Origin of the sequence: Corynebacterium sp. KPL3927, assembly GCF_040225835.1 — a bacterium.
GTDB lineage: Bacteria > Actinomycetota > Actinomycetes > Mycobacteriales > Mycobacteriaceae > Corynebacterium.
Window position 1 is genome coordinate 101888 of record NZ_JBEHGD010000001.1, and the last position, 17359, is coordinate 119246.

Sequence of the window (17359 nt, forward strand, 5' to 3'; positions counted from 1 at the left end):
GCGCCCTGCCAGCGCCAAGCCACTGCCAGTGAATATTTTCCCACCACGCTTATTGCTAGACTTTATTGTCTATTATGACGATTCCGCTTGGTCTATAAGCTAGAAGGTAGGGCTCCGCGTTGACCGCTAACACTTCATCCATCGCGCTGATAGGACTTGGCCCCCGCGGCATTTCCGTCCTCGAGCGCCTCGTGGCACAACTCAATACCGTGTCTCACCCGCCAGAGAAGCTAACGCTGCACCTTATCGATGACGCCCAGCACGGCGGCGGCAAGATTTGGGATATCAACCAGCCCAAGTACCTGTGCATGAATACCTTCGCGCACGGCATGACGCTGTTTTCTGAACCCGGCTCCACCGTGGAGGCCCCAGTGGTTGAAGGCCCCACCATCTACGAGTGGATCCGCCTGACGCTTGGCGATGCCCACGTGTCCCCCGGCGCCCGCGATTACGTCGCCGCCCACCCACTCGATCCGCAAGTGGTTGAGGAATTTGGCCGCGCAGAACTGGAAAAATTGAGCCCCGAATCCTATTTGCCGCGCGCACTCTACGGCCACTACATCCTGTGGGTCTTCCGCTCGGTCTTGCAGGACGTGCCGGAGTGGGTTGAGGTCAAGCAATACCACGCCCGCGTGGTGGATATTGAATCCCGCGATGGCGCGGATATTTTGCACCTCAACAACGACACCACCGTGGAGGCCGGCTCCACCTTGGCGGTCACAGGCTGGCAGAACCAGGGCTATACCGAAAACGAGCGGTGGATCTTAAAGACCTTGGAAGAAAACCCCAGCCTGCGCTGGATCCGCGCCGATAACCCCATTGACCAGGGCGTTGACTCCATCAAGGACAATGAGAAGGTCCTCGTGCGCGGGCTTGGCATGGGCTTTTTCGATATCCTCATCCTGTCTACCGTGGGCCGCGGCGGTAAGTTTGTCGAGGATTCCTCCAAGCCTTGGGGTATGCGCTATGAGGCCACCGGCACCGAGCCCACCTTTGCAGCGGCCTCCCGGCGCGGGTATCCCTTCCTGCCGCAATCCGATGAAGGCTCCCTGCCACCGGCCGCGGAAATCCCGCGCCTGAAGAAGGTCGTCGCCGAGCTATCCCACCGCACGGGCGCGCGCTCCATTAACTATGACACCGAGGTGTGGCCAGCGGTTGCCCGCGATGCTTACCAGGCCTATATCGATACCCTCGCCCGCGTCGAGCCGGAGAGCCTGCGCGCCTCCCGCGAGGAGATCATCGCTGCGCTCGATGCCACCCCGGTAGATGCTAGTGTGGCCTATAACGGCCTGGCCCAGCTCGATGAGGTCATTCACCGCCATACCACCAAAGATTTCAGCCTGCTGCGCTGGATCCACCTGCTCACGGAGGACTTTTCCAGCCAACAAGAGCTCACCGAGCACATTGCGCAGAGCCTGTGCGAGGACCTGGCAGAGGCCCAGAAGGGCCCGGAAAGCCCGGTGCGCGCCGCCTTGTGGTCAGTCGGTTTCTCCCGCAAGCCCACCCAGGTGCTGGGCGCCGAGGGCCGCTATACCCTGGAGTCGCGCCACCACATGTTCGATAAGGCCATTTCCTTGGGTCAGACCACGTGCTCCGGCCCGCCGCCTTTCCGCACGCAACAATTGCTGGCGCTTGTCGATGCCGGCATTGTCAGCTTCGTCGGCGGCAATCCCGTCCTGGGCACGAATGCCGACGCCGGCGAATGGACCATCAGCTCCAGCGCATCCGGCGGCAAGCGCATCCCGGGCACGACGCTTCTCGATGCCTGGGTACACAAGCCCGATATCCGTCGCACCCCGCACGATTCCTTCATGCACTCCCTCGTGAAATCCGGCCGCGTGCGCGCGTTTACGGAAACCGCCCGCGATGGCATCGAGGTACCCACCGGCTCGCCTGCCGAGGACCCCGAAACCCGCCAGGTCCACAACGCCGACGGCACCGTGGATGAGCGCCTGCACCTCGTAGGAATCCCCGCCCACGCCGAGTACCCAGATACCACCCTGGCCCCGCCGATTCCCGGCACCGATTCGTGGTTCATCCAGGAAGCCGATAAGGCCGCCGTGCACGCGGCCCAGGTAGCGCTCGGGCTGTCGAACCAGCAGCCCGAGCAGTAAGGTTAACCCCGGCCTAGGCGGGGGTCGCAGCCCGTATGTCCAAAGCGAAGAAGCGGGTAGGCAACCGCCTGCCCGCTTTAGCCGTTTTCTAGCAGCCCGAGTAACCTCTCGCGCAGCTCATTCTTCCGCTCCACCACAGCGGAGTCATCGCTGCCGCTGCGCGGGCGCGGCAACCCCACCTCGATGTCCTCGATGATGGTGGCTTCTGGCCCTGGCGACATCACCAAGATGCGGTCCGAGAGCAATACTGCCTCATCCACGTCGTGGGTGACCATGACCACCGTGCGGCGGTTTTCTTCCCACACATTCAACAGCAGCGACTGCAGCTGGCGGCGGGTAAGCGCATCCAACGCGCCGAAGGGTTCATCGAGCAATAAGATATCCGAGCCGATGGCGAAGGCGCGCGCCAAACCGACGCGCTGCTGCATGCCTCCGGATAACCGCGACGGGCGCCGGTCGGCCGCATGGCCCAAGCTGACCTCGTCGAGGAAGTCCTGCGCAATCTTGGTGCGCTCTGCCTTCGACAGCTCCGGGCGGGCCGATCGCAGCCCGAATTCGATATTCCCGCGCGCCGTCATCCAGGGCAGGAGCGCGTGATTTTGAAATACCACGCCCCGGTCAGGACCTGGGCCGGTCACGGCCTCTCCTCGCGCGCGCACCTCGCCGGTAGAGGGAAATGCCAGTCCCGCGATCATATTCAGCATGGTGGATTTGCCAGAGCCCGATGGCCCCAGCACGGACACGAACTCGCCTTCCCCAATGGAAACTGAGGTATCCCCAATGATCTTGGTTGGGCCGTAGCTTTTGGTAATACCAGCAAATTCGATATGGGCATTAGTCATAGCGCACCACTTTCTGCAGGGAGGCAACGAGGTAATCCAGAGCCAATCCGATGACACCGATTAAGACGATGACCACGACGATGGCATCAATATCGAGGCGGTTCCACATATTCCAGACAAAGAAGCCGACACCTTGCCCACCGACGAGCATTTCTGCGGCCACGATGACCAACCAGGCGGTGGACAACGATTGCCGCATGCCGGTAATAATCCCGGGAAGTGCGGCCGGGCCGACGATATAGAAAAGCTGTTGCATCCGGTTCGTTCCCAGCGTGGATGCCAGGTTCTTATACGTGGGGTGAATCCCGCGCACCGCCTCAATGGTATTGAGCAGCGTCGGCCACAAGGCAGAGAGGATAATGACGAAGACGGCGGTATTTTCGGCATCGCGAAGCAGCGCCAGGCCTAGTGGCAGCCATGCCAGCGGGGACACGGGGCGCAGGATTTGGACAAAGGGATCCGTCGCGCGGCGGAAGGTGGCAGAAGAACCCAACCAAAAGCCCAGCGGAATAGCAATCGCCATGGCGATGACAAAGCCAATGAGCACGCGGCGCAGGGAGGCCACCATGTGCCAAAAGATGCCCACCGAGGTCGGCCCATCCCGGTAGAAGGGATCAGAAAGGATCTCTACGGCCCTATCCCAGGTACGCGCGGGGGTGGGGGCGATATCGGAAAGCCAGCCCGCAGCCGCCACCGCCTGCCATATGGCGATGAAGGCAATAAAAAGCGCAATGCCCAGGCCCATCGCCTGCCACGGGCTCTCCCGGCGCTTCTTCTTGCGGCCGACGGTGCGGCCCGAATTGGGCGCTGCGGTGTGGGTGCCAGTGGAGTGCGCGGTGCTGGTGCTAGCGCTGTGATTTTTCAGTGTGGTCATAAGCGTGGGGGTCCTTAACGCTGGTATCCGGCGGTGGGGTGCAGGGGATCGAAGGTATGGCCGTTGATTTCCACTGGGTCCGTAGTGAGATCGGCCTCGCGCGGCAAGACGGATTTTGTGACGTCTATGAGCGCTTGATCATCCATCGGCATTGCCTTTCCGCCCAGATCCCAGCGGGCCATTTGGGCGGCCATCCACGTAATTGCGGTGGCAGAGGTGCTGCCGCCGAACTTAATCATCTGTGGATCCACCAGGTCTTTGCCGTCCCAGGTGGTGTAATTTCCGGCCAGCGCCCGCGAGATCAGCTCTTCCTTCTGATTCAGGTACTTCTCCTTGGCCAGCATGGAGGCCGATTCATGGACGTGGTGCGGGCTATCGACGTACTGCGCGCCTTCGTGCAGCGCCGCGACCACGCGGTCGCGCACGTCCCGGTCCACTTCCTTTGCCACGGCCACCGAGCAGCACGGGTGGTTATCCCACATCTGGCGGGTGGGAACAAAGGCGCGGCCTGAGCCGGTAGTTAGGGCGCGCTGGTTGAAGGGCTCTGGGCCAATGAAGCCGTCGATAGTACCTACCGAAAGTTGCGCCACCATATCGGCCGGGCGCAAGAGGCGCAGTTCCACATCAGAGACCGGATCCACTCCGCCGGCCACGAGGTAATCGCGCAACAAGAGGGCATGCACCGAATACTCAAAGGGGATGCCCAGCACCATGCCCTTCAGGTCCGCCGGCCGCGACACGGTATCCATGTGAGAGGTGGACAAGGTCAGTGCCTGCCCGTTGGTGTTTTGTGTAAAGGCCAACTCAGTGGGCCGGGAGGCATTGGTCGCCCCGGCATCGATGGCCAGCGGCATGGGCGAGAGCATGTGCGCCACGTCTAAGGCGCCGGTGGCATAGGCGGTCCAGAGGTCTGCCCATCCCGCGAATTTACGCAGCTCAACGTTGAGGCCCTGCTTTGCGAAGGCGCCCAGGCCGTCGGCGGCGACCAGCGGGGACGCGCACGCAATGGGCACGAATCCGATGGTGAGGGTTTCCCCGCCCTGCTCGGATTTTCCGGACTGGGCATTGTCCCCCTGCCGCGGCGTGGAACATGCGGATAGCACCTGCGAGCCGAGTGCTACCCCGCCCATTGCCATCGCGCTGCGCAGTATCTGCCGTCGCGACAGGTTCCGGTTATGCACCATACGTTCTTTCTTAACTAGACCAAGTGGTTTGTTCAGAATGAACCTAGGCTAGGTGTACCAAGGTGTCAATTTCTAAATTCACAGGTCAGCAAATGCGGTGCACACATTTATATTCACTCTAGACCTGCCTTTCTCCACAAAATAGACCCCTTGTTCTAGATTTATATGTGCCTTCGCGTTACGATGGCGCCATCAGTTAATAAACATCTGATACAAGGAGCAATTTAATGTCTGATCTCACCCCGAATCACAACGAAGGCGACGCTCTCGAGCCCATCGACGGCGAGAAGCTCAACGACCTAGCACAGAAGAACATCGACAACCCTGAGGGTGCTAAGAAGCACGTCCGCACCCACACCGAGGCTGACGGTTTCTTCCGCAATAACACCACCGTGCGCGACCACACCATCAAGGTGGGCGAGCCTTTGCCGCTGCTTGGCGATGACTCCGCACCCAACCCCACCGAGGTCGCCCAGGCTGGTCTTGGCGCCTGCATTAACGTTGGTATCCAGGCCATCGCCCAGCACCGCGGCGTTACCCTGACCAAGCTGGAGCTCGACATCGTTGGCGACATCGACCTCTCCCCAACCTGGGGCGTTGGTGACTTGGGCGAGGACAAGCGCCCGGGCGTTTCTGACGTCAACGTTAAGGTCAACATCGACGGCGACGCCGACAAGGAGACCCTACAGAAGATCGTGGACGACGCCATCAAGTGGTCCCCGGTTGTTAATACCTACACCCGCCCGGCCAACCTCACCCACGAGTTGGTCTAAGGTTTAGATAGATAAAAGCGCCTGGCACGTGCCAGGCGCTTTTCTTATGCTTTAGGCGCAACTACAGGAATTGCCACGATTCCCGGGTTAAACGACAAAATGTGTTGTTTTCTGGCGTGTCGGGGTAAACGACATTTTGTGTTGGTGGACTGCGTGGTTTAGGGCATGTGGCCTTTGCGTATTCCCATAGAGTGGTTGTAGGCAACTGTCGAAAGTTGCTGGTCGGCCGTATTCACGGCCGATGGTGGCTTGTGTTTCTTGGTTGGCTAGGGTGTGTGCTTTGGCTCGTGGGTCTGCGCCCTGATTCGCCCACTTTCCTGGGTCGGCCTCTAGCGCGAGTGACAGTGGCTTTACAGGCGTTCCATCGCCATCGCTGGTGCATAGGTGCTTGTAGTCCCGTATTTTGGTGCACACCTCGCTACAGACGGGGCATCGAGGATGATTCTTACTCATCCATTCATCGTGAACCTCAGCGCTTAGCACATCAGCACGCCCCCGGCGGTATTTCAGGTCCGAGGCTGCGTTATGTCTCCGGATAAGTGAAATAATCCTAATACCAGCAGGCCAGACGGGCTAAACATATAACTTCACCAACACATCCTGTCGTTTAGGCCCGATTCCCGCAGGCGCTCGAACCACCAGTCGCGGCGGTTGGCCGGGGCGGCCAAGGCGGACAGGCGGTCCGGTTCAGGGGCGAGGATCTCGGCGCGCAGGTGCCCGTCGTGTAGCTGACGCGGCGCGGTGACGTCTTCCTCGAAAAGGCTTCCCGTGGCCAGGCCCGCCGCAGCCGGGGTGACGTCGATGTCCTCGTCATCATAGATTTGCGGCAACGCCGCCACCGCTGCCAAGCCCATATTGATACCAATGGAGGTATCCAGCGCCGAGGCCACCGTAATGTCCATGTGCCGTTCGCGCAGGTGCTGTGCCACCTCGAGGACGCGGCGCACCCCGCCTAGCGGAGCGGGTTTAACCACCGCTACATCTGCCGCCTGCAGATCCGCCACGCGGTATGGATCCTCCACCTTGCGAATGGATTCATCCGCGGCCACGCGCACAAAAAGCCCGTTGTGCATGAGCTGCCTGCGCACCTCCACGAGTTCCTCCGCGCTCGCGCAGGGTTGTTCCATATAGTCCAGCGGCATGAGTGCTTGGGCTGCCTCTACCGCTTCGGCCACACTCCAGCCGCCATTGGCGTCCACGCGCAGCACCGGGATAACGCCCCGGGCACTCACGTGTTCGCGGACGGCATGGACGCGCGCGATGTCATCGGCAAGCGTCTGGCCCTTCTCCGCCACCTTGATCTTGAACGTCCGGCAGCCTGGATAGCGATCCACGATCGCGGGTACCTCGCTGGCGGGAACGGCGGGAATGGTGGCGTTGACCTCTACCCACTCTCGGACCGGCTCCGGAAATCCCTCGTAAGCGGCCTCCAGCCCGGCGCGCAGCCACGCGGCCGATTCCGCGGGCCCGTATTCCAGGAACGGCGCAAATTCACCCCAACCGGCAGGCCCATCAATGAGCAACGCCTCCCGCGTGGTGATGCCGCGAAACTTCACGGCCAGCGGGAGGGAGACTACGTGGGCGCGGTCGAGAACGTCATCGATGTTCATAAGGTCATGATAGCTGGCACGCCGCCCGCGATGCGGACCACAACCCATTGACCCCAGCCCCCACCCAGACTACGTTGGTTCCTACCTACCCTGAAGGAGGAACCATGTTACTGGCAGAGGCATTAGCAGAACGCGCGCAGGCGCAGGAACGGCTCAATGAGCTGCGCGAGCGCCTGCTCTCCGTCGTGCGCGTGCAGGAGGGCGATACCCCGGACGAGGATCCAGCCGAGCTTTTGCGCGAGTTGGAGGGCATTACCGGGCGCATCGATAAGCTCGTGCAAGCCATCAATGCCACGAACGTGGCTACCGATTTTGATGGCGAGAAAAACTTGATGCAGGCGCTGGCGCTTCGCGATGGCCTCGTGCGCACCCGCCGCATCTACCACGATCTCGCCCAAGCCGCGGGCGCGCGCCAGGACCGCTACTCCCGCGCGGAGATTAAGTTCGTGGCCACGCTTCCGGTAGCAGAACTGCGCAAACGGGTCGATGACCTGTCCAAGCAGTACCGGGAGCTTGATACCCGGATCCAGCAGTTGAACTGGAATACGGAACTGATAACTCCATAGCGAAGCTTTAGTCATGCCACGCTGCGCGCGTGGCGGTAGCCTTTACGCACTTGCAGCGAGTATGCCCCCGCCTTCGAGGGGAAATTCGAGGACATCTAGGCACCCTTTGGCGTTAAAGGGTTGAGGAAGTTCGAGTCTTCCCACGGTATTGATGACCGCGCCGGCATAGGGTACACGGGTACATTGCGGGGTAACCCCCTCGCAGTTATTGAGTATCGATTATTACCAGCATGCTGGGCAGTGCGTAGAGGTGAGGGTTGGGAATGGGGACTAAACTTTTTCGCGCCCACTATGCTGGGCGCTATGAGCGAGCAGAAGAAATACAGCACCGATAATCCATTCCGTGAGGAATTGTGGCGCCCGGTTGAGGGCTTTGGGGATCTCACGGACGTCACCTACCACCGTCTGGCGGCGGACGGTCGGAAGAATGGCATCGTGCGCATCGCCATCGACAGACCGGAGGTGCGCAATGCCTTCCGGCCGCACACCGTGGATGAGCTGTATCGCACTTTGGATCACGCCCGCCGCACGCCGGATGTGGGCACGATCTTGCTTACCGGCAATGGGCCCTCGCAAAAAGATGGCGGCTGGGCGTTTTGTTCCGGCGGCGACCAGCGCATTCGCGGCCGCTCGGGGTATCGCTACGCCACTGAGCACGCCCACGATGATGCCACGGCGGATGAATCCAGCGTCGATGAGGCCCGCGCCAAGGTCGAAGGCGGCCGCCTGCACATCCTGGAGGTCCAGCGCCTCATCCGCACCATGCCCAAGGTGGTTATCGCCGTGGTCAATGGGTGGGCCGCCGGCGGCGGGCACTCGTTGCACGTGGTCTGCGATATGACCGTGGCCTCCCGCCAGGAGGCGCGCTTTAAGCAGACGGACGCGGATGTCGGTTCCTTCGATGCGGGCTATGGATCGGCCTATCTGGCCAAGTTGGTGGGCCAGAAATTCGCCCGCGAGATCTTCTTTTTGGGCCGCACGTACGATGCCCAGCGCATGTATGAGATGGGCGCGGTCAATGAGGTCGCGGACCACGGTGAGCTGGAGGACGCTGCCATCCGCATGGGCCAGGAAATCAATATGAAGTCCCCCACCGCCCAGCGCATGCTGAAATTCGCGTTCAACCTCACCGATGATGGCCTGATGGGCCAGCAGGTCTTCGCCGGCGAGGCCACCCGCTTGGCCTATATGACCGATGAGGCCGTCGAGGGCAAGCAGGCCTTCCTGGACAAGCGCGAGCCCAACTGGGACGAGTTCCCGTACTACTACTAAGGAGTGCCCCGCACCGTGCTCATCGCATTTTGTATCCTGCTCGCGGTCCTCGCCGTCGCGGGCGTTCTCGGCTCCCGCGTGTGGATGCTGCGCCGCATTAAGGAGGCTGAGGCCAATAACGAGCGGCCCTTTGATCAAGAAGACACCTACCGCTGATCCCTGTATCGACTCACCCCGGCCGCAACCGGGGTTTGTCCCGCCGTGGCCCTAAGATCTAGTGCCGTGACTATCCTCGCCCCCTTGCCCGTCGATCCGCACGACCCCGCGGCCATCCTGCCGGACCTCGAATCCGCCATTGCCGGTAGGTCCTGCTTTTTGCCGCTGCCGCTTGCCGATGCCACCCGCGCCACCCTCCTGCGCAATTCCCAGCGCGCCGGCGAGCCCATCGCCGAGGACATCGCGCTCGTGGTCTCCACCTCCGGGTCCACCGGCACCCCAAAGGGCGCGCAATTAACGCCGGCCAACCTGGTGGCCAGCGCCGATGCCACCCACCAGGTCCTCGGTGGCCCTGGGCAATGGCTCTTGGCGATGCCCGCCCACCACATCGCCGGCATCCAGGTCCTCATCCGTTCCCTGGTGGCCGGGGTGGATCCGCTCTGCCTCGATCTCAGCGCGGGCTTTAATATCTCCGCCTTCTCCCGCGCCGCCGCGGAGCTCTCCCGCACCGGCGACCGCACCTACACCGCGCTGACCCCGCTGCAGCTGGCCAAGGCCATGGATACACCGGAAGGTATCGACGCGCTCCAGAGTTTCGATGCCATCTTGGTGGGCGGTGCCGCCATCCACCCGCGCCTGCACGCCGCGGCCACGGACCGGGGCATCACTATCACGACCACCTACGGTTCCTCCGAAACCGCCGGCGGCTGCGTCTACGATGGCCGCCCCCTGCCTGGGACGACCGCCCGCGTCCAGGATGGACGCATCTTGCTCGGCGGGCCCACCATCGCGCGGGGCTACCGCAATGCCCCGAGCCACGAGGCGTTTCCCGGGAATAGGTGGTTTGCCACATCCGATGCCGGCGTCATCGAAGACGGCATCCTCACCGTCACCGGGCGCCTCGATAATGTCATCGACTCCGGCGGGCTGAAGCTGCACCCAGAAGTCTTGGAACGCGAGATCCTCCGGGTGCCGGGGGTTGACGAGGCGTGCGTCCTCGGCATCCCGCACCCGCGGCTGGGCCAGGCCATCGTGGCCGCCTATACCGGTAATGCCGAGCTTGGCGATATCTTCGAGGCCCTCGAAGACGCCGAACTCCCCCGCTGGCAGCTGCCTAAGGACTTAAAGCGCCTCGCGGACTTTCCCACCACCGGCCCTGGCAAGGTCGACCGCCAGGCCGTCGCCGCCCTCTTTAGCGCCTAACCTCCACCGGGGCCCGGCTCCGGCTCCAGCCCCGGCCCCGGCTTCCTGATTGCTGAACGCTGCTAGCCCAGTGGCACAATGGTGGCTATGACTTCATCAGCCGGTAATTATTCCGCTACCGCACAGGATTGGATCAATGGCGCCCGCCCGCATACGTGGGCCAATGCCTTCGCACCCGTTGTCGCAGGTACGGGCGCGGCCTTCGGCATTAATAGCGGGCATATCGGCCGCGCATTGCTCGCGCTCATCGTGGCGTGGGCGCTTATCATCGGCGTGAACTATGCCAATGACTACTCCGATGGCATCCGCGGTACCGATGATGACCGCACCGGCCCGCAGCGGCTGACCGGCAGCGGACTTGCGCAGCCGCGCCACGTGAAATACGCCGCGTTCGGGTGCTTTGCCGTCGCAGGCTTAGCCGGAATCATCCTGTCGCTGGCGGCCGGTGCCTGGTGGCTCATCCTCATCGGCGCGCTGTGCATCGCCGGCGCGTGGTTTTATACCGGCGGCAAGAACCCCTACGGTTACCGCGGCCTGGGCGAGATCGCCGTCTTTGTCTTCTTCGGCCTCGTCGCCGTGCTCGGCACCGAATTTACCCAAGCCGGCCGCATTTCCTGGACCGGCCTAGCCCTGGCCATCGGCATCGGCGCCATGAGCTCCGGGGTGAACCTGGTCAATAATATCCGCGATATTCCCTCCGATGCCGAGGCCGGCAAGATCACCCTCGCGGTGCGGCTGGGCAATAAGAACGCCCGCCTGCTGTTTACCGGCCTGCTGCTCTTGCCCTTCGTGCTTACCATCGCGGTCGCCTTCGGCAGCTGGCTCGCGCTCGCTGGCCTGGTCTACTTCCCGTTTGCACTCCGCGCGGTGCGCACCGTCAATCGCGGTGACACTGGGCCCCAGCTCATCCCCGTGCTGGGGCTGACCGGGCGCGCCATGCTCATCTGGGCAGTGATCGAAGCCATCGCCGTCGCCCTGGTCTAGTCCGCGCCTAGGCCTCCGCGCGGCCTTCCAATTCGGCCTGCACCCACCGCTTGTGTGCCTTGCGCTGCGCGGAGTATTCCGCCAGCGTCTGCGTGGCCTCGATGCGCCAGTTTTTAAAGATCAGCATCGATAGCGGCAGGGCGACAAAGAGCGCCAGGAGCGCTGCCATGAGGATAGGGATGGGGAAACCAATCGCTACCGCCAGCAGCTCGATGACCGCGGTGAGCGCGATAAAAAGCACCACGCGCGCGAGCCCGTATTTCCATAGCGCCTTGCGGGAGCGACGGCGCAGTTCGGGGTCCGGTTTCGGTGGCTCAGGGTTGTGCGTCATGGGGGTCGATTGTACGCCGTACAGGTAGAATAATCTGCATGGGTCGACTAATCCTCCTACTGCTTTTTGTCCTCGCCGCCTACCTGGTGTGGAAGGCCTTTGGGCCATCATCCTGGAAGTCCCGCCAGGTTGAAGAACAACCGCGTTCCATCAAGGGCCCCGATGATGACGAGGAATTCCTGTGGAACCTGGAAAAGGAGCGCTTCAAGCAGCGCCGCAGGCAGGAGGCCGAGGAAGAAAAACGCCGCCAGCGCCGCACTCGCGACGCCGACGGCAACAATGGTTCAAAGGGCCAGAACGACAACCAGGATTAATCCTTTGGCACGAACCGAATCTCAAGTCCCAGCGCTTCTGCCACGGCGGTAACCTTTTCCCACCGCACGCCTGCCCCACCGTGTTCGATGGTGTGGAGGGTGGAGCGGGAGATGTGGGCGGCATCGGCAAGCTGCTGCTGGACGATGCCCAACTCACGCCGCCGCTGCGCAATCTGCGCGCCCAAGCCCAGGATGAGCTCGTTATCGCCGGCGGGCTTACCCTGCTTATTGCGCGGGCTATGGTTCGTGGCCATTTAGTTCAGCCCCGCATAGGAGTGCAGGCCGGAGACCACCATATTGATGAAGAAGAGGTTGAATACCATCGCCGCCATGGCCAAAACGTTGATCCACGGCGCCGCCTTGCGGAAGGCCGGGGTCGCCCGCGCGTGCAGGTAGGCCGCATAGAGAATCCAGGTGGCAAAGGACATGGTTTCCTTCGGATCCCAGCCCCAAAAGCGACCCCACGCGGATTCGGCCCAGATGGCGCCCAAGATGATGCCCAGGCCCAAGGTGGGCAGGGTGATAACGGCCAAGCGGTACGCCAAGCGGTCAATCTTGGCCGCGGATGGCAGCGGATAAGCCAGAGCACCAAAGATGCCACGCTCCGCGTTTTTTGGCTGCCATTGGCGCAACAGGGTCAATAGCGAGATGATGCCGGAAATGATGCCGATGGACGCGCCCAAGGACACCACCGTGACGTGAATGGGCAGCCAGTGCGATTGCAGGGCCGGCACCACAGGTGCGGACTCCGCATATAGCTTGGTGGAGCCGTAAAACATCAGCGCCAGCACAGGGGTAAGGATCCACGGCCAGACCGTGCGCCATTCCTTGCGCTGCATGGCGATATTGCCCACCAAGAGCACGCCGAAGGACACCATCAACACGTACTCGTAAAGGTTGCCAAACGGGAAACGGCCCGTGGCCAGCCCGCGCAGCACGATGGCCGCGGCGTGCAGGGCAATGCCAACCCACATCAGTGAGCTGGTCATGCCGCCGAGCTTATCCAGCTTGCGTTCCTTCTCCGCGACTTCTTCCTCGCTCAAGGTTGCGGCCGCAGACGCCGCCTCAGCCTCGTAGTCGGTGCCTACATCCGTTGCGCCCGTGCCGGTTGCAGCGTCAGCACCGGTATCGCCGCCGCCAGCCCCGGCGGCGGGAGCAGCCGCGGCAGCCTCGGCCCCGGCGCCGACCAATACCTTGGACGCCTCCGAGCGGTTGACGCGACGCGCCTCGATGAGGCTACGTATGCGGCCGTAGTACAACAGCGACATAAGAAGCGCGACGCAGTACACCACGAATGCGGTCTGCACCGCGAGATCCGAGAAGTTCGACAGATTCTGATCGATCTGCAAGGGAGTCCACCTAGCCTTCACACGTGCGGGATGATGCTGATTACCTTACTCATGCACACAGCGGGATCCAACTATAGTTGGATCAATCATCAGTATAGAGTTTGTCTTCTTCCACCTCATCTGGATCCGGAAGCTCCAAGAGCGCGCGGTGCAGCTCGTGGAATTCCTCGGACCAGCCGGCGCGGTCGGTGCGGGCGAGACCACCCATCTCGATGGCGGTACCACCAGCGGAATCCGGCCGCAGGCGAATATAGACGCGGCGGCGCTTAATCATCAACGAGGCCACGAGGGATACCAGCATGACAAGTGCTGACACCAGCACCCACTTCTGGAATGGGTCATAGGAGACCTGGTAATTGGCAAACTCATTGGCGCCGTTGAAGGTGATCTTGGTGCCATCGTCAAGCGTGACGTCATCGCCCTGGCTCAGGTTCACGCGGTCGATCTTCTGCAGCTGCCCGGAGTGCACGAGGCTTGAATCCAGCGAAAAGAGCGACTGCGGGGTACCTGTATCGAGGCCGGCATCGCCGCGGTAAATATCGACCGCCAGCGCCGGATCATTCAGGCCCGGGTGGGAGGACTGCAAAAGCTTGCCGTTTTCACCGCTCCACTCGGCCGTCGGGGCGAAGAGGCCTTGGATGGCCAGCTGGTTTTGGCGGCGCTCGAAAAGATCCGGGTACATGCCCGCCGGCGGGTCAAAGCGCAGCACGCCCGAAGACAGGAAGAAGGTCGTGTCAGTGGGCTGGAATTGGATGGTCTGCGTGCGCTTTTCACCATCCGGCCACTCCACCGTCACCGTCGGCGCATAGCCATGCCCCTGCAGGTAGACGCGGTTTTGCGCCAGCCGCAGCGGGTGGTTGACCTTGAGCTCATAGTCCTTCCATTCGGAAGAATCCTTATAAATATCGTCGCCCTCTGCGTAAGAAACGTTGGAAGTAAACATCTCCGCCTGGCCATTGGGCAGGTACTTCGCGGTAAAGTCGTGCGCGGTCATGCAGAAGGGGTGGAGCCCGGTGCCATCGAAAAGCGGTCCTGCCCGGAAGGAGTCAAAGTTCGAGGTGGAAGTATTACAAAACTCCGTGGACTGCTCCAGCGAAGTATTGCCGCCCTGCGAACCGGACTCTGTAACCACGATGACCTGGCCCTCGTAGTTGACCAGGCGGCCGGCGGCCACGGTGACCAGGATCGCCACCAACGCGACGTGGAAAATGAGGTTGGCCAGCTCGCGGCCGTAGCCGCGCTCGGCGGAAAAGGCGTGCACCCCGGCGCGGTCCTCATCCGGGGTGTATTCGGCCACGCGCCACTTTTTCAGGCGCTTGTGGATCTCCGCGCTGAGTTCTTCCTCGCTCTTTCCCGAATGCCCCTCGGCGCTGAGCGGTAGGCGGTGCAGGTACTTCGGCGCGCGCGTGGGCTGCGTGCGCCACGCCTTGTAGTGATCGATGGAGCGCGGAATGATGCAGCCAATGAGCGAGACCGTCAACAGCAGAAAGATGGCTTGGAACCAGATGGAGGAAAAGACATCAAAAAGCTGCAGCTTATCGTAGATTTCCGCCACGGTGCCATTGGATTCGATGAACTCCTGCACGTTCTGCTCGTTCAGATCGCGCTGCGGCAAGAGGGAGCCGGGGATGGCGGCAAGCGCCAGCAGGAAAAGCAGGGCCAGCGCGGTGCGCATGCTGATAAGCCAGCGCCAGGCTTTGCGGATATATTTCACGTTTCTCCTAAATGAGGGTTGCGCCGTAGTCCACGGTCCATTTCTGGATATAGGAAATAAACTCGCCCCACAGGCCGGTAATCAGGGCAAGGCCTACGAGGATCATCGCCACGCCGCCGATAATCTGAATGGTGCGCGAGTGCTTGCGGGCCCACGAGATGGTGCGCATCGCCCGCGCGGACCCCAGCGCCACCAGCAGAAACGGCAGGCCAAGGCCCAGACAATAACCCACGATGAGCAAGGCGCCGCGGGCTGCGGTCACGCCTTCGGTGCCGGCGGAAATGGACACAATCGCCGCCAGCGTGGGTCCCAGGCACGGCGTCCAGCCCAGCGCGAAAACGCCGCCCAAAAGCGGCGCGCCCAGCCACGTGGTCCAGCGCTTCGGCGCCAGGCGGGTGTCTTTCTGCAGCGCCGGAATCGCACCTAGGAAAACCACGCCCATCAAGATGGTGACGCCGCCGCCCACGCGCATCAGCGTATCGGCGTTGAGCGTGAGCGCAGAAATTGCGCCAAAGACCGAGACCGTCGCCAGCACAAAGACCACGGTAAAGCCCAAGATGAACAGCGCTGCCGCCAGCACGACGGCCCATTGCCTGCGCTTGCCGACGCCCACCCCCAGCTTCTCGTCATAGCTCACCTCACCGCCAACCACGCTGGCGAGGTAGGAGATATAGCCGGGCACCAGCGGGATGACGCAGGGGCTGGCAAAGCTGACAAGACCCGCCAGAGCCGCGGCGAGGATGCCGAGGATCAACGGGCCGGAGGTGGCAGCCTCGGCAAACGAACCGCCGATATTTGCTGCGTAATCCATTTATTCCTTTTCTAACTTATCCACAACATCCATCACGTCATCGGTAGTGATGGACCGCAAGAAAACGGTAGCCGGACGGTGTTGCTTATCCAAGACGATCGTGGTCGGCACCACGGACGTAGGCACGCCGCCGAGCGCCGCGGCCGTCTTAAACGGCGGGTCATAGATGGAGGGGTACTCCAGGCCGTTATCGTCCAAGAAGTCATTGGATACCTGCGGGTTATAGTCGCGCACGTTGATGCCTAAGACCGTACCCAGGTCGCGTTTTTGCAGCTCTGCGTGCACCGCCTGCAGGTCATCGGCCTCAGCGCGGCACGGCGCGCACCACTGGCCCCAAGAATTCAAGACCACGACTTGGCCCTCGTAATCGTCCAAAGAAATGGTCTTATCCGTATCGCGGACATCGGCGCCGCTGAAGCTGCGCAGCGGTTTCCTATCGGCTTCCTCGTAGTGGATTTCCCGCTCCCCACTCGGGGAGATGAATTCAAACTCGCCGCCGGTAGCCACCGCGTTTTGTGCATTGTCGGCGTCCTGCGTACAGGCGGTCAAGGTCAGGGCGGTTATAGAAAGCGCGGCTGCCACAACGCGCGTTGCCGCACGGGTGCGTGTGCGTGCCATTAAATCTCCTGCGCCGGCGAGGAATAGAAGATATCGGTGACCTGGTTATCCTCAAAAAGCAGCGAGGTTACCGAGGCCAACGCGCACTCGCGGTTCCACGGCGCATGCGGCAGGCGCTGGCCCAGCACCGTGCGCTGCACCATCACGATGGGCAGCTGGTGGCTCACCAGCACGGCCTCGTGGCCTTCTGCCGCGGTATGCGCGCGGTCGACCGCACCGAGCATGCGCTCGGCGATGCCCTCATACGCCTCACCCCACGACGGCTCCAGCGGGTTAGTCAGCTTGGGCCAGTGCCGCGGGTTCCACAGCGCCGATCGCAGGCCCTTGGTGCGCAAGCCCTCGAATTGGTTGCCGGACTCAATGAGCGTCTTATCGACGTCCACATTTAACCCCGTCACCTGCGCAATCGGCCGCGCCGTTTCCTGCGCGCGCTGCAGCGGCGAGGCCGCCAAATAGGTCACATCATGATCGCGGAAGCTTTCCGCCGTCCGCGCGGCCATGGAATGCCCGCGCGAGGATAGGTGATAGCCCGGAATGCGCCCGTACAGAATCTTGCCCGGGTTGTGTACCTCGCCATGGCGCACGAGGTGAACGATGGTGCGTGTCATGTCTCTCCTTGTTGAGCAGGCCTAATTGTGCAGACC

At 62.1% G+C, this 17359-nt stretch carries 19 protein-coding genes and 2 pseudogenes; 8 read left to right on the forward strand and 13 right to left on the reverse strand.

Translation table 11 applies throughout. The features are described 5' to 3' along the window. Positions 1-119 precede the first annotated feature (119 nt). Positions 120-2114: an FAD/NAD(P)-binding protein gene (locus tag ABRP86_RS00545; protein WP_349862067.1), complete on the forward strand. Its 1995-nt coding sequence runs from the start codon at positions 120-122 to the stop codon at positions 2112-2114. Between the two features lie 77 nt (positions 2115-2191). On the opposite strand, the gene ABRP86_RS00550 is transcribed toward ABRP86_RS00545, so the two are convergent. The 3 genes from ABRP86_RS00550 to ABRP86_RS00560 are packed head-to-tail and all read right to left on the reverse strand — an operon-like array spanning position 2192 to position 5014. After that, positions 2192-2956: an ABC transporter ATP-binding protein gene (locus ABRP86_RS00550; RefSeq protein WP_349862068.1), complete on the reverse strand. Its 765-nt coding sequence runs from the start codon at positions 2954-2956 to the stop codon at positions 2192-2194. Beyond that, on the reverse strand, positions 2949-3830 hold the full coding sequence (locus ABRP86_RS00555) for an ABC transporter permease (protein WP_284628528.1): 882 nt from the start codon (positions 3828-3830) through the stop codon (positions 2949-2951). The genes ABRP86_RS00550 and ABRP86_RS00555 overlap by 8 nt, the downstream gene beginning before the upstream one ends. A 14-nt stretch (positions 3831-3844) precedes the next feature. Next, complete coding sequence (locus ABRP86_RS00560; RefSeq protein WP_349862069.1) at positions 3845-5014, reverse strand: ABC transporter substrate-binding protein; 1170 nt, start codon at positions 5012-5014, stop codon at positions 3845-3847. A 227-nt stretch (positions 5015-5241) separates the two neighbouring features. Here ABRP86_RS00560 and ABRP86_RS00565 point away from each other — a divergent pair, with 227 nt between their 5' ends. Beyond that, the gene (locus ABRP86_RS00565) at positions 5242-5787 is read left to right on the forward strand and encodes an OsmC family protein (RefSeq protein ID WP_239268790.1); all 546 of its coding nucleotides are present in this window, start codon (positions 5242-5244) and stop codon (positions 5785-5787) included. Positions 5788-5945: 158 nt separating this feature from the next. On the opposite strand, the pseudogene ABRP86_RS11560 reads toward ABRP86_RS00565, so the two are convergent. From ABRP86_RS11560 to ABRP86_RS00570, 3 genes and pseudogenes are all read right to left on the reverse strand, one after another. Then, positions 5946-6081 (reverse strand): annotated as a pseudogene (locus ABRP86_RS11560) (IS1249 family transposase); the annotation flags it as partial. A 37-nt stretch (positions 6082-6118) separates the two neighbouring features. Then, positions 6119-6240: pseudogene (locus tag ABRP86_RS11565) on the reverse strand (transposase-like zinc-binding domain-containing protein); the annotation flags it as partial. Between the two features lie 134 nt (positions 6241-6374). Then, positions 6375-7397 carry an o-succinylbenzoate synthase gene (locus tag ABRP86_RS00570; protein WP_349862070.1) on the reverse strand — a complete coding sequence of 341 codons (1023 nt, stop codon included), beginning with the start codon at positions 7395-7397 and terminating at the stop codon, positions 6375-6377. A gap of 104 nt (positions 7398-7501) precedes the next feature. On the opposite strand from ABRP86_RS00570, the gene ABRP86_RS00575 reads away from it, so the two are divergent. The 5 genes from ABRP86_RS00575 to ABRP86_RS00595 all read left to right on the forward strand — a co-directional run bounded on the left by ABRP86_RS00575 (position 7502) and on the right by ABRP86_RS00595 (position 11578). Continuing rightward, a complete protein-coding gene (locus tag ABRP86_RS00575) occupies positions 7502-7963 on the forward strand; it encodes a DIP1984 family protein (RefSeq protein WP_284628522.1) in 462 nt (153 codons plus the stop codon). Positions 7964-8266: 303 nt separating this feature from the next. Further along, positions 8267-9235 (forward strand): 1,4-dihydroxy-2-naphthoyl-CoA synthase, encoded by a 969-nt coding sequence (locus ABRP86_RS00580; RefSeq protein ID WP_349862071.1) that lies wholly within the window; start codon positions 8267-8269, stop codon positions 9233-9235. Between the two features lie 15 nt (positions 9236-9250). Next, complete coding sequence (locus tag ABRP86_RS00585) at positions 9251-9391, forward strand: hypothetical protein (RefSeq protein ID WP_023028231.1); 141 nt, start codon at positions 9251-9253, stop codon at positions 9389-9391. 66 nt (positions 9392-9457) lie between these two features. Beyond that, positions 9458-10594 carry an o-succinylbenzoate--CoA ligase gene (menE, locus tag ABRP86_RS00590; protein WP_349862072.1) on the forward strand — a complete coding sequence of 379 codons (1137 nt, stop codon included), beginning with the start codon at positions 9458-9460 and terminating at the stop codon, positions 10592-10594. A 78-nt stretch (positions 10595-10672) separates the two neighbouring features. Continuing rightward, complete coding sequence (locus tag ABRP86_RS00595) at positions 10673-11578, forward strand: 1,4-dihydroxy-2-naphthoate polyprenyltransferase (protein ID WP_349862073.1); 906 nt, start codon at positions 10673-10675, stop codon at positions 11576-11578. Between the two features lie 7 nt (positions 11579-11585). Here the strand turns inward: ABRP86_RS00595 and ABRP86_RS00600 are convergent, their stop codons facing one another. Next, positions 11586-11909: a DUF4229 domain-containing protein gene (locus tag ABRP86_RS00600; RefSeq protein ID WP_298693946.1), complete on the reverse strand. Its 324-nt coding sequence runs from the start codon at positions 11907-11909 to the stop codon at positions 11586-11588. Between the two features lie 38 nt (positions 11910-11947). Between ABRP86_RS00600 and ABRP86_RS00605 the strand changes: the two genes are divergently transcribed. Next, the gene (locus ABRP86_RS00605) at positions 11948-12223 is read left to right on the forward strand and encodes a hypothetical protein (RefSeq protein WP_298693948.1); all 276 of its coding nucleotides are present in this window, start codon (positions 11948-11950) and stop codon (positions 12221-12223) included. Here the strand turns inward: ABRP86_RS00605 and ABRP86_RS00610 are convergent. The 6 genes from ABRP86_RS00610 to ABRP86_RS00635 all read right to left on the reverse strand — a co-directional run bounded on the left by ABRP86_RS00610 (position 12220) and on the right by ABRP86_RS00635 (position 17323). Next, positions 12220-12477, reverse strand: coding sequence for a helix-turn-helix domain-containing protein (locus ABRP86_RS00610; protein WP_298693950.1), 258 nt, complete (start codon positions 12475-12477; stop codon positions 12220-12222). The two genes, ABRP86_RS00605 and ABRP86_RS00610, sit on opposite strands and share 4 nt — an antisense overlap. Further along, positions 12478-13572 (reverse strand): c-type cytochrome biogenesis protein CcsB, encoded by a 1095-nt coding sequence (gene ccsB, locus ABRP86_RS00615; RefSeq protein WP_298693952.1) that lies wholly within the window; start codon positions 13570-13572, stop codon positions 12478-12480. An 82-nt stretch (positions 13573-13654) separates the two neighbouring features. Further along, positions 13655-15286 carry a cytochrome c biogenesis protein ResB gene (locus ABRP86_RS00620; RefSeq protein WP_298693954.1) on the reverse strand — a complete coding sequence of 544 codons (1632 nt, stop codon included), beginning with the start codon at positions 15284-15286 and terminating at the stop codon, positions 13655-13657. A gap of 7 nt (positions 15287-15293) precedes the next feature. Further along, on the reverse strand, positions 15294-16097 hold the full coding sequence (locus ABRP86_RS00625; protein WP_298693955.1) for a cytochrome c biogenesis CcdA family protein: 804 nt from the start codon (positions 16095-16097) through the stop codon (positions 15294-15296). Then, positions 16098-16715, reverse strand: coding sequence for a TlpA disulfide reductase family protein (locus ABRP86_RS00630; RefSeq protein WP_298693957.1), 618 nt, complete (start codon positions 16713-16715; stop codon positions 16098-16100). It abuts the gene before it with no gap. Beyond that, positions 16715-17323 (reverse strand): histidine phosphatase family protein, encoded by a 609-nt coding sequence (locus ABRP86_RS00635; RefSeq protein ID WP_023025111.1) that lies wholly within the window; start codon positions 17321-17323, stop codon positions 16715-16717. The genes ABRP86_RS00630 and ABRP86_RS00635 overlap by 1 nt, the downstream gene beginning before the upstream one ends. Between the last annotated feature and the right edge of the window lie 36 nt (positions 17324-17359).

Bases quoted from the DNA above. Each gene is read 5' to 3' on its own strand.
- ABRP86_RS00625 (WP_298693955.1), bottom strand. From the start codon at position 16,097: ATGGATTACGCAGCAAATATCGGCGGTTCGTTTGCCGAGGCTGCCACC.
- ABRP86_RS00580 (WP_349862071.1), top strand. From the start codon at position 8,267: ATGAGCGAGCAGAAGAAATACAGCACCGATAATCCATTCCGTGAGGAA.
- ABRP86_RS00555 (WP_284628528.1), bottom strand. From the start codon at position 3,830: ATGACCACACTGAAAAATCACAGCGCTAGCACCAGCACCGCGCACTCC.
- ABRP86_RS00635 (WP_023025111.1), bottom strand. From the start codon at position 17,323: ATGACACGCACCATCGTTCACCTCGTGCGCCATGGCGAGGTACACAAC.
- ABRP86_RS00550 (WP_349862068.1), bottom strand. From the start codon at position 2,956: ATGACTAATGCCCATATCGAATTTGCTGGTATTACCAAAAGCTACGGC.
- ABRP86_RS00600 (WP_298693946.1), bottom strand. From the start codon at position 11,909: ATGACGCACAACCCTGAGCCACCGAAACCGGACCCCGAACTGCGCCGT.
- ABRP86_RS00610 (WP_298693950.1), bottom strand. From the start codon at position 12,477: ATGGCCACGAACCATAGCCCGCGCAATAAGCAGGGTAAGCCCGCCGGC.
- ABRP86_RS00570 (WP_349862070.1), bottom strand. From the start codon at position 7,397: ATGAACATCGATGACGTTCTCGACCGCGCCCACGTAGTCTCCCTCCCG.
- ABRP86_RS00630 (WP_298693957.1), bottom strand. From the start codon at position 16,715: ATGGCACGCACACGCACCCGTGCGGCAACGCGCGTTGTGGCAGCCGCG.
- ABRP86_RS00595 (WP_349862073.1), top strand. From the start codon at position 10,673: ATGGTGGCTATGACTTCATCAGCCGGTAATTATTCCGCTACCGCACAG.
- ABRP86_RS00565 (WP_239268790.1), top strand. From the start codon at position 5,242: ATGTCTGATCTCACCCCGAATCACAACGAAGGCGACGCTCTCGAGCCC.
- ABRP86_RS00605 (WP_298693948.1), top strand. From the start codon at position 11,948: ATGGGTCGACTAATCCTCCTACTGCTTTTTGTCCTCGCCGCCTACCTG.
- ABRP86_RS00575 (WP_284628522.1), top strand. From the start codon at position 7,502: ATGTTACTGGCAGAGGCATTAGCAGAACGCGCGCAGGCGCAGGAACGG.
- ABRP86_RS00560 (WP_349862069.1), bottom strand. From the start codon at position 5,014: ATGGTGCATAACCGGAACCTGTCGCGACGGCAGATACTGCGCAGCGCG.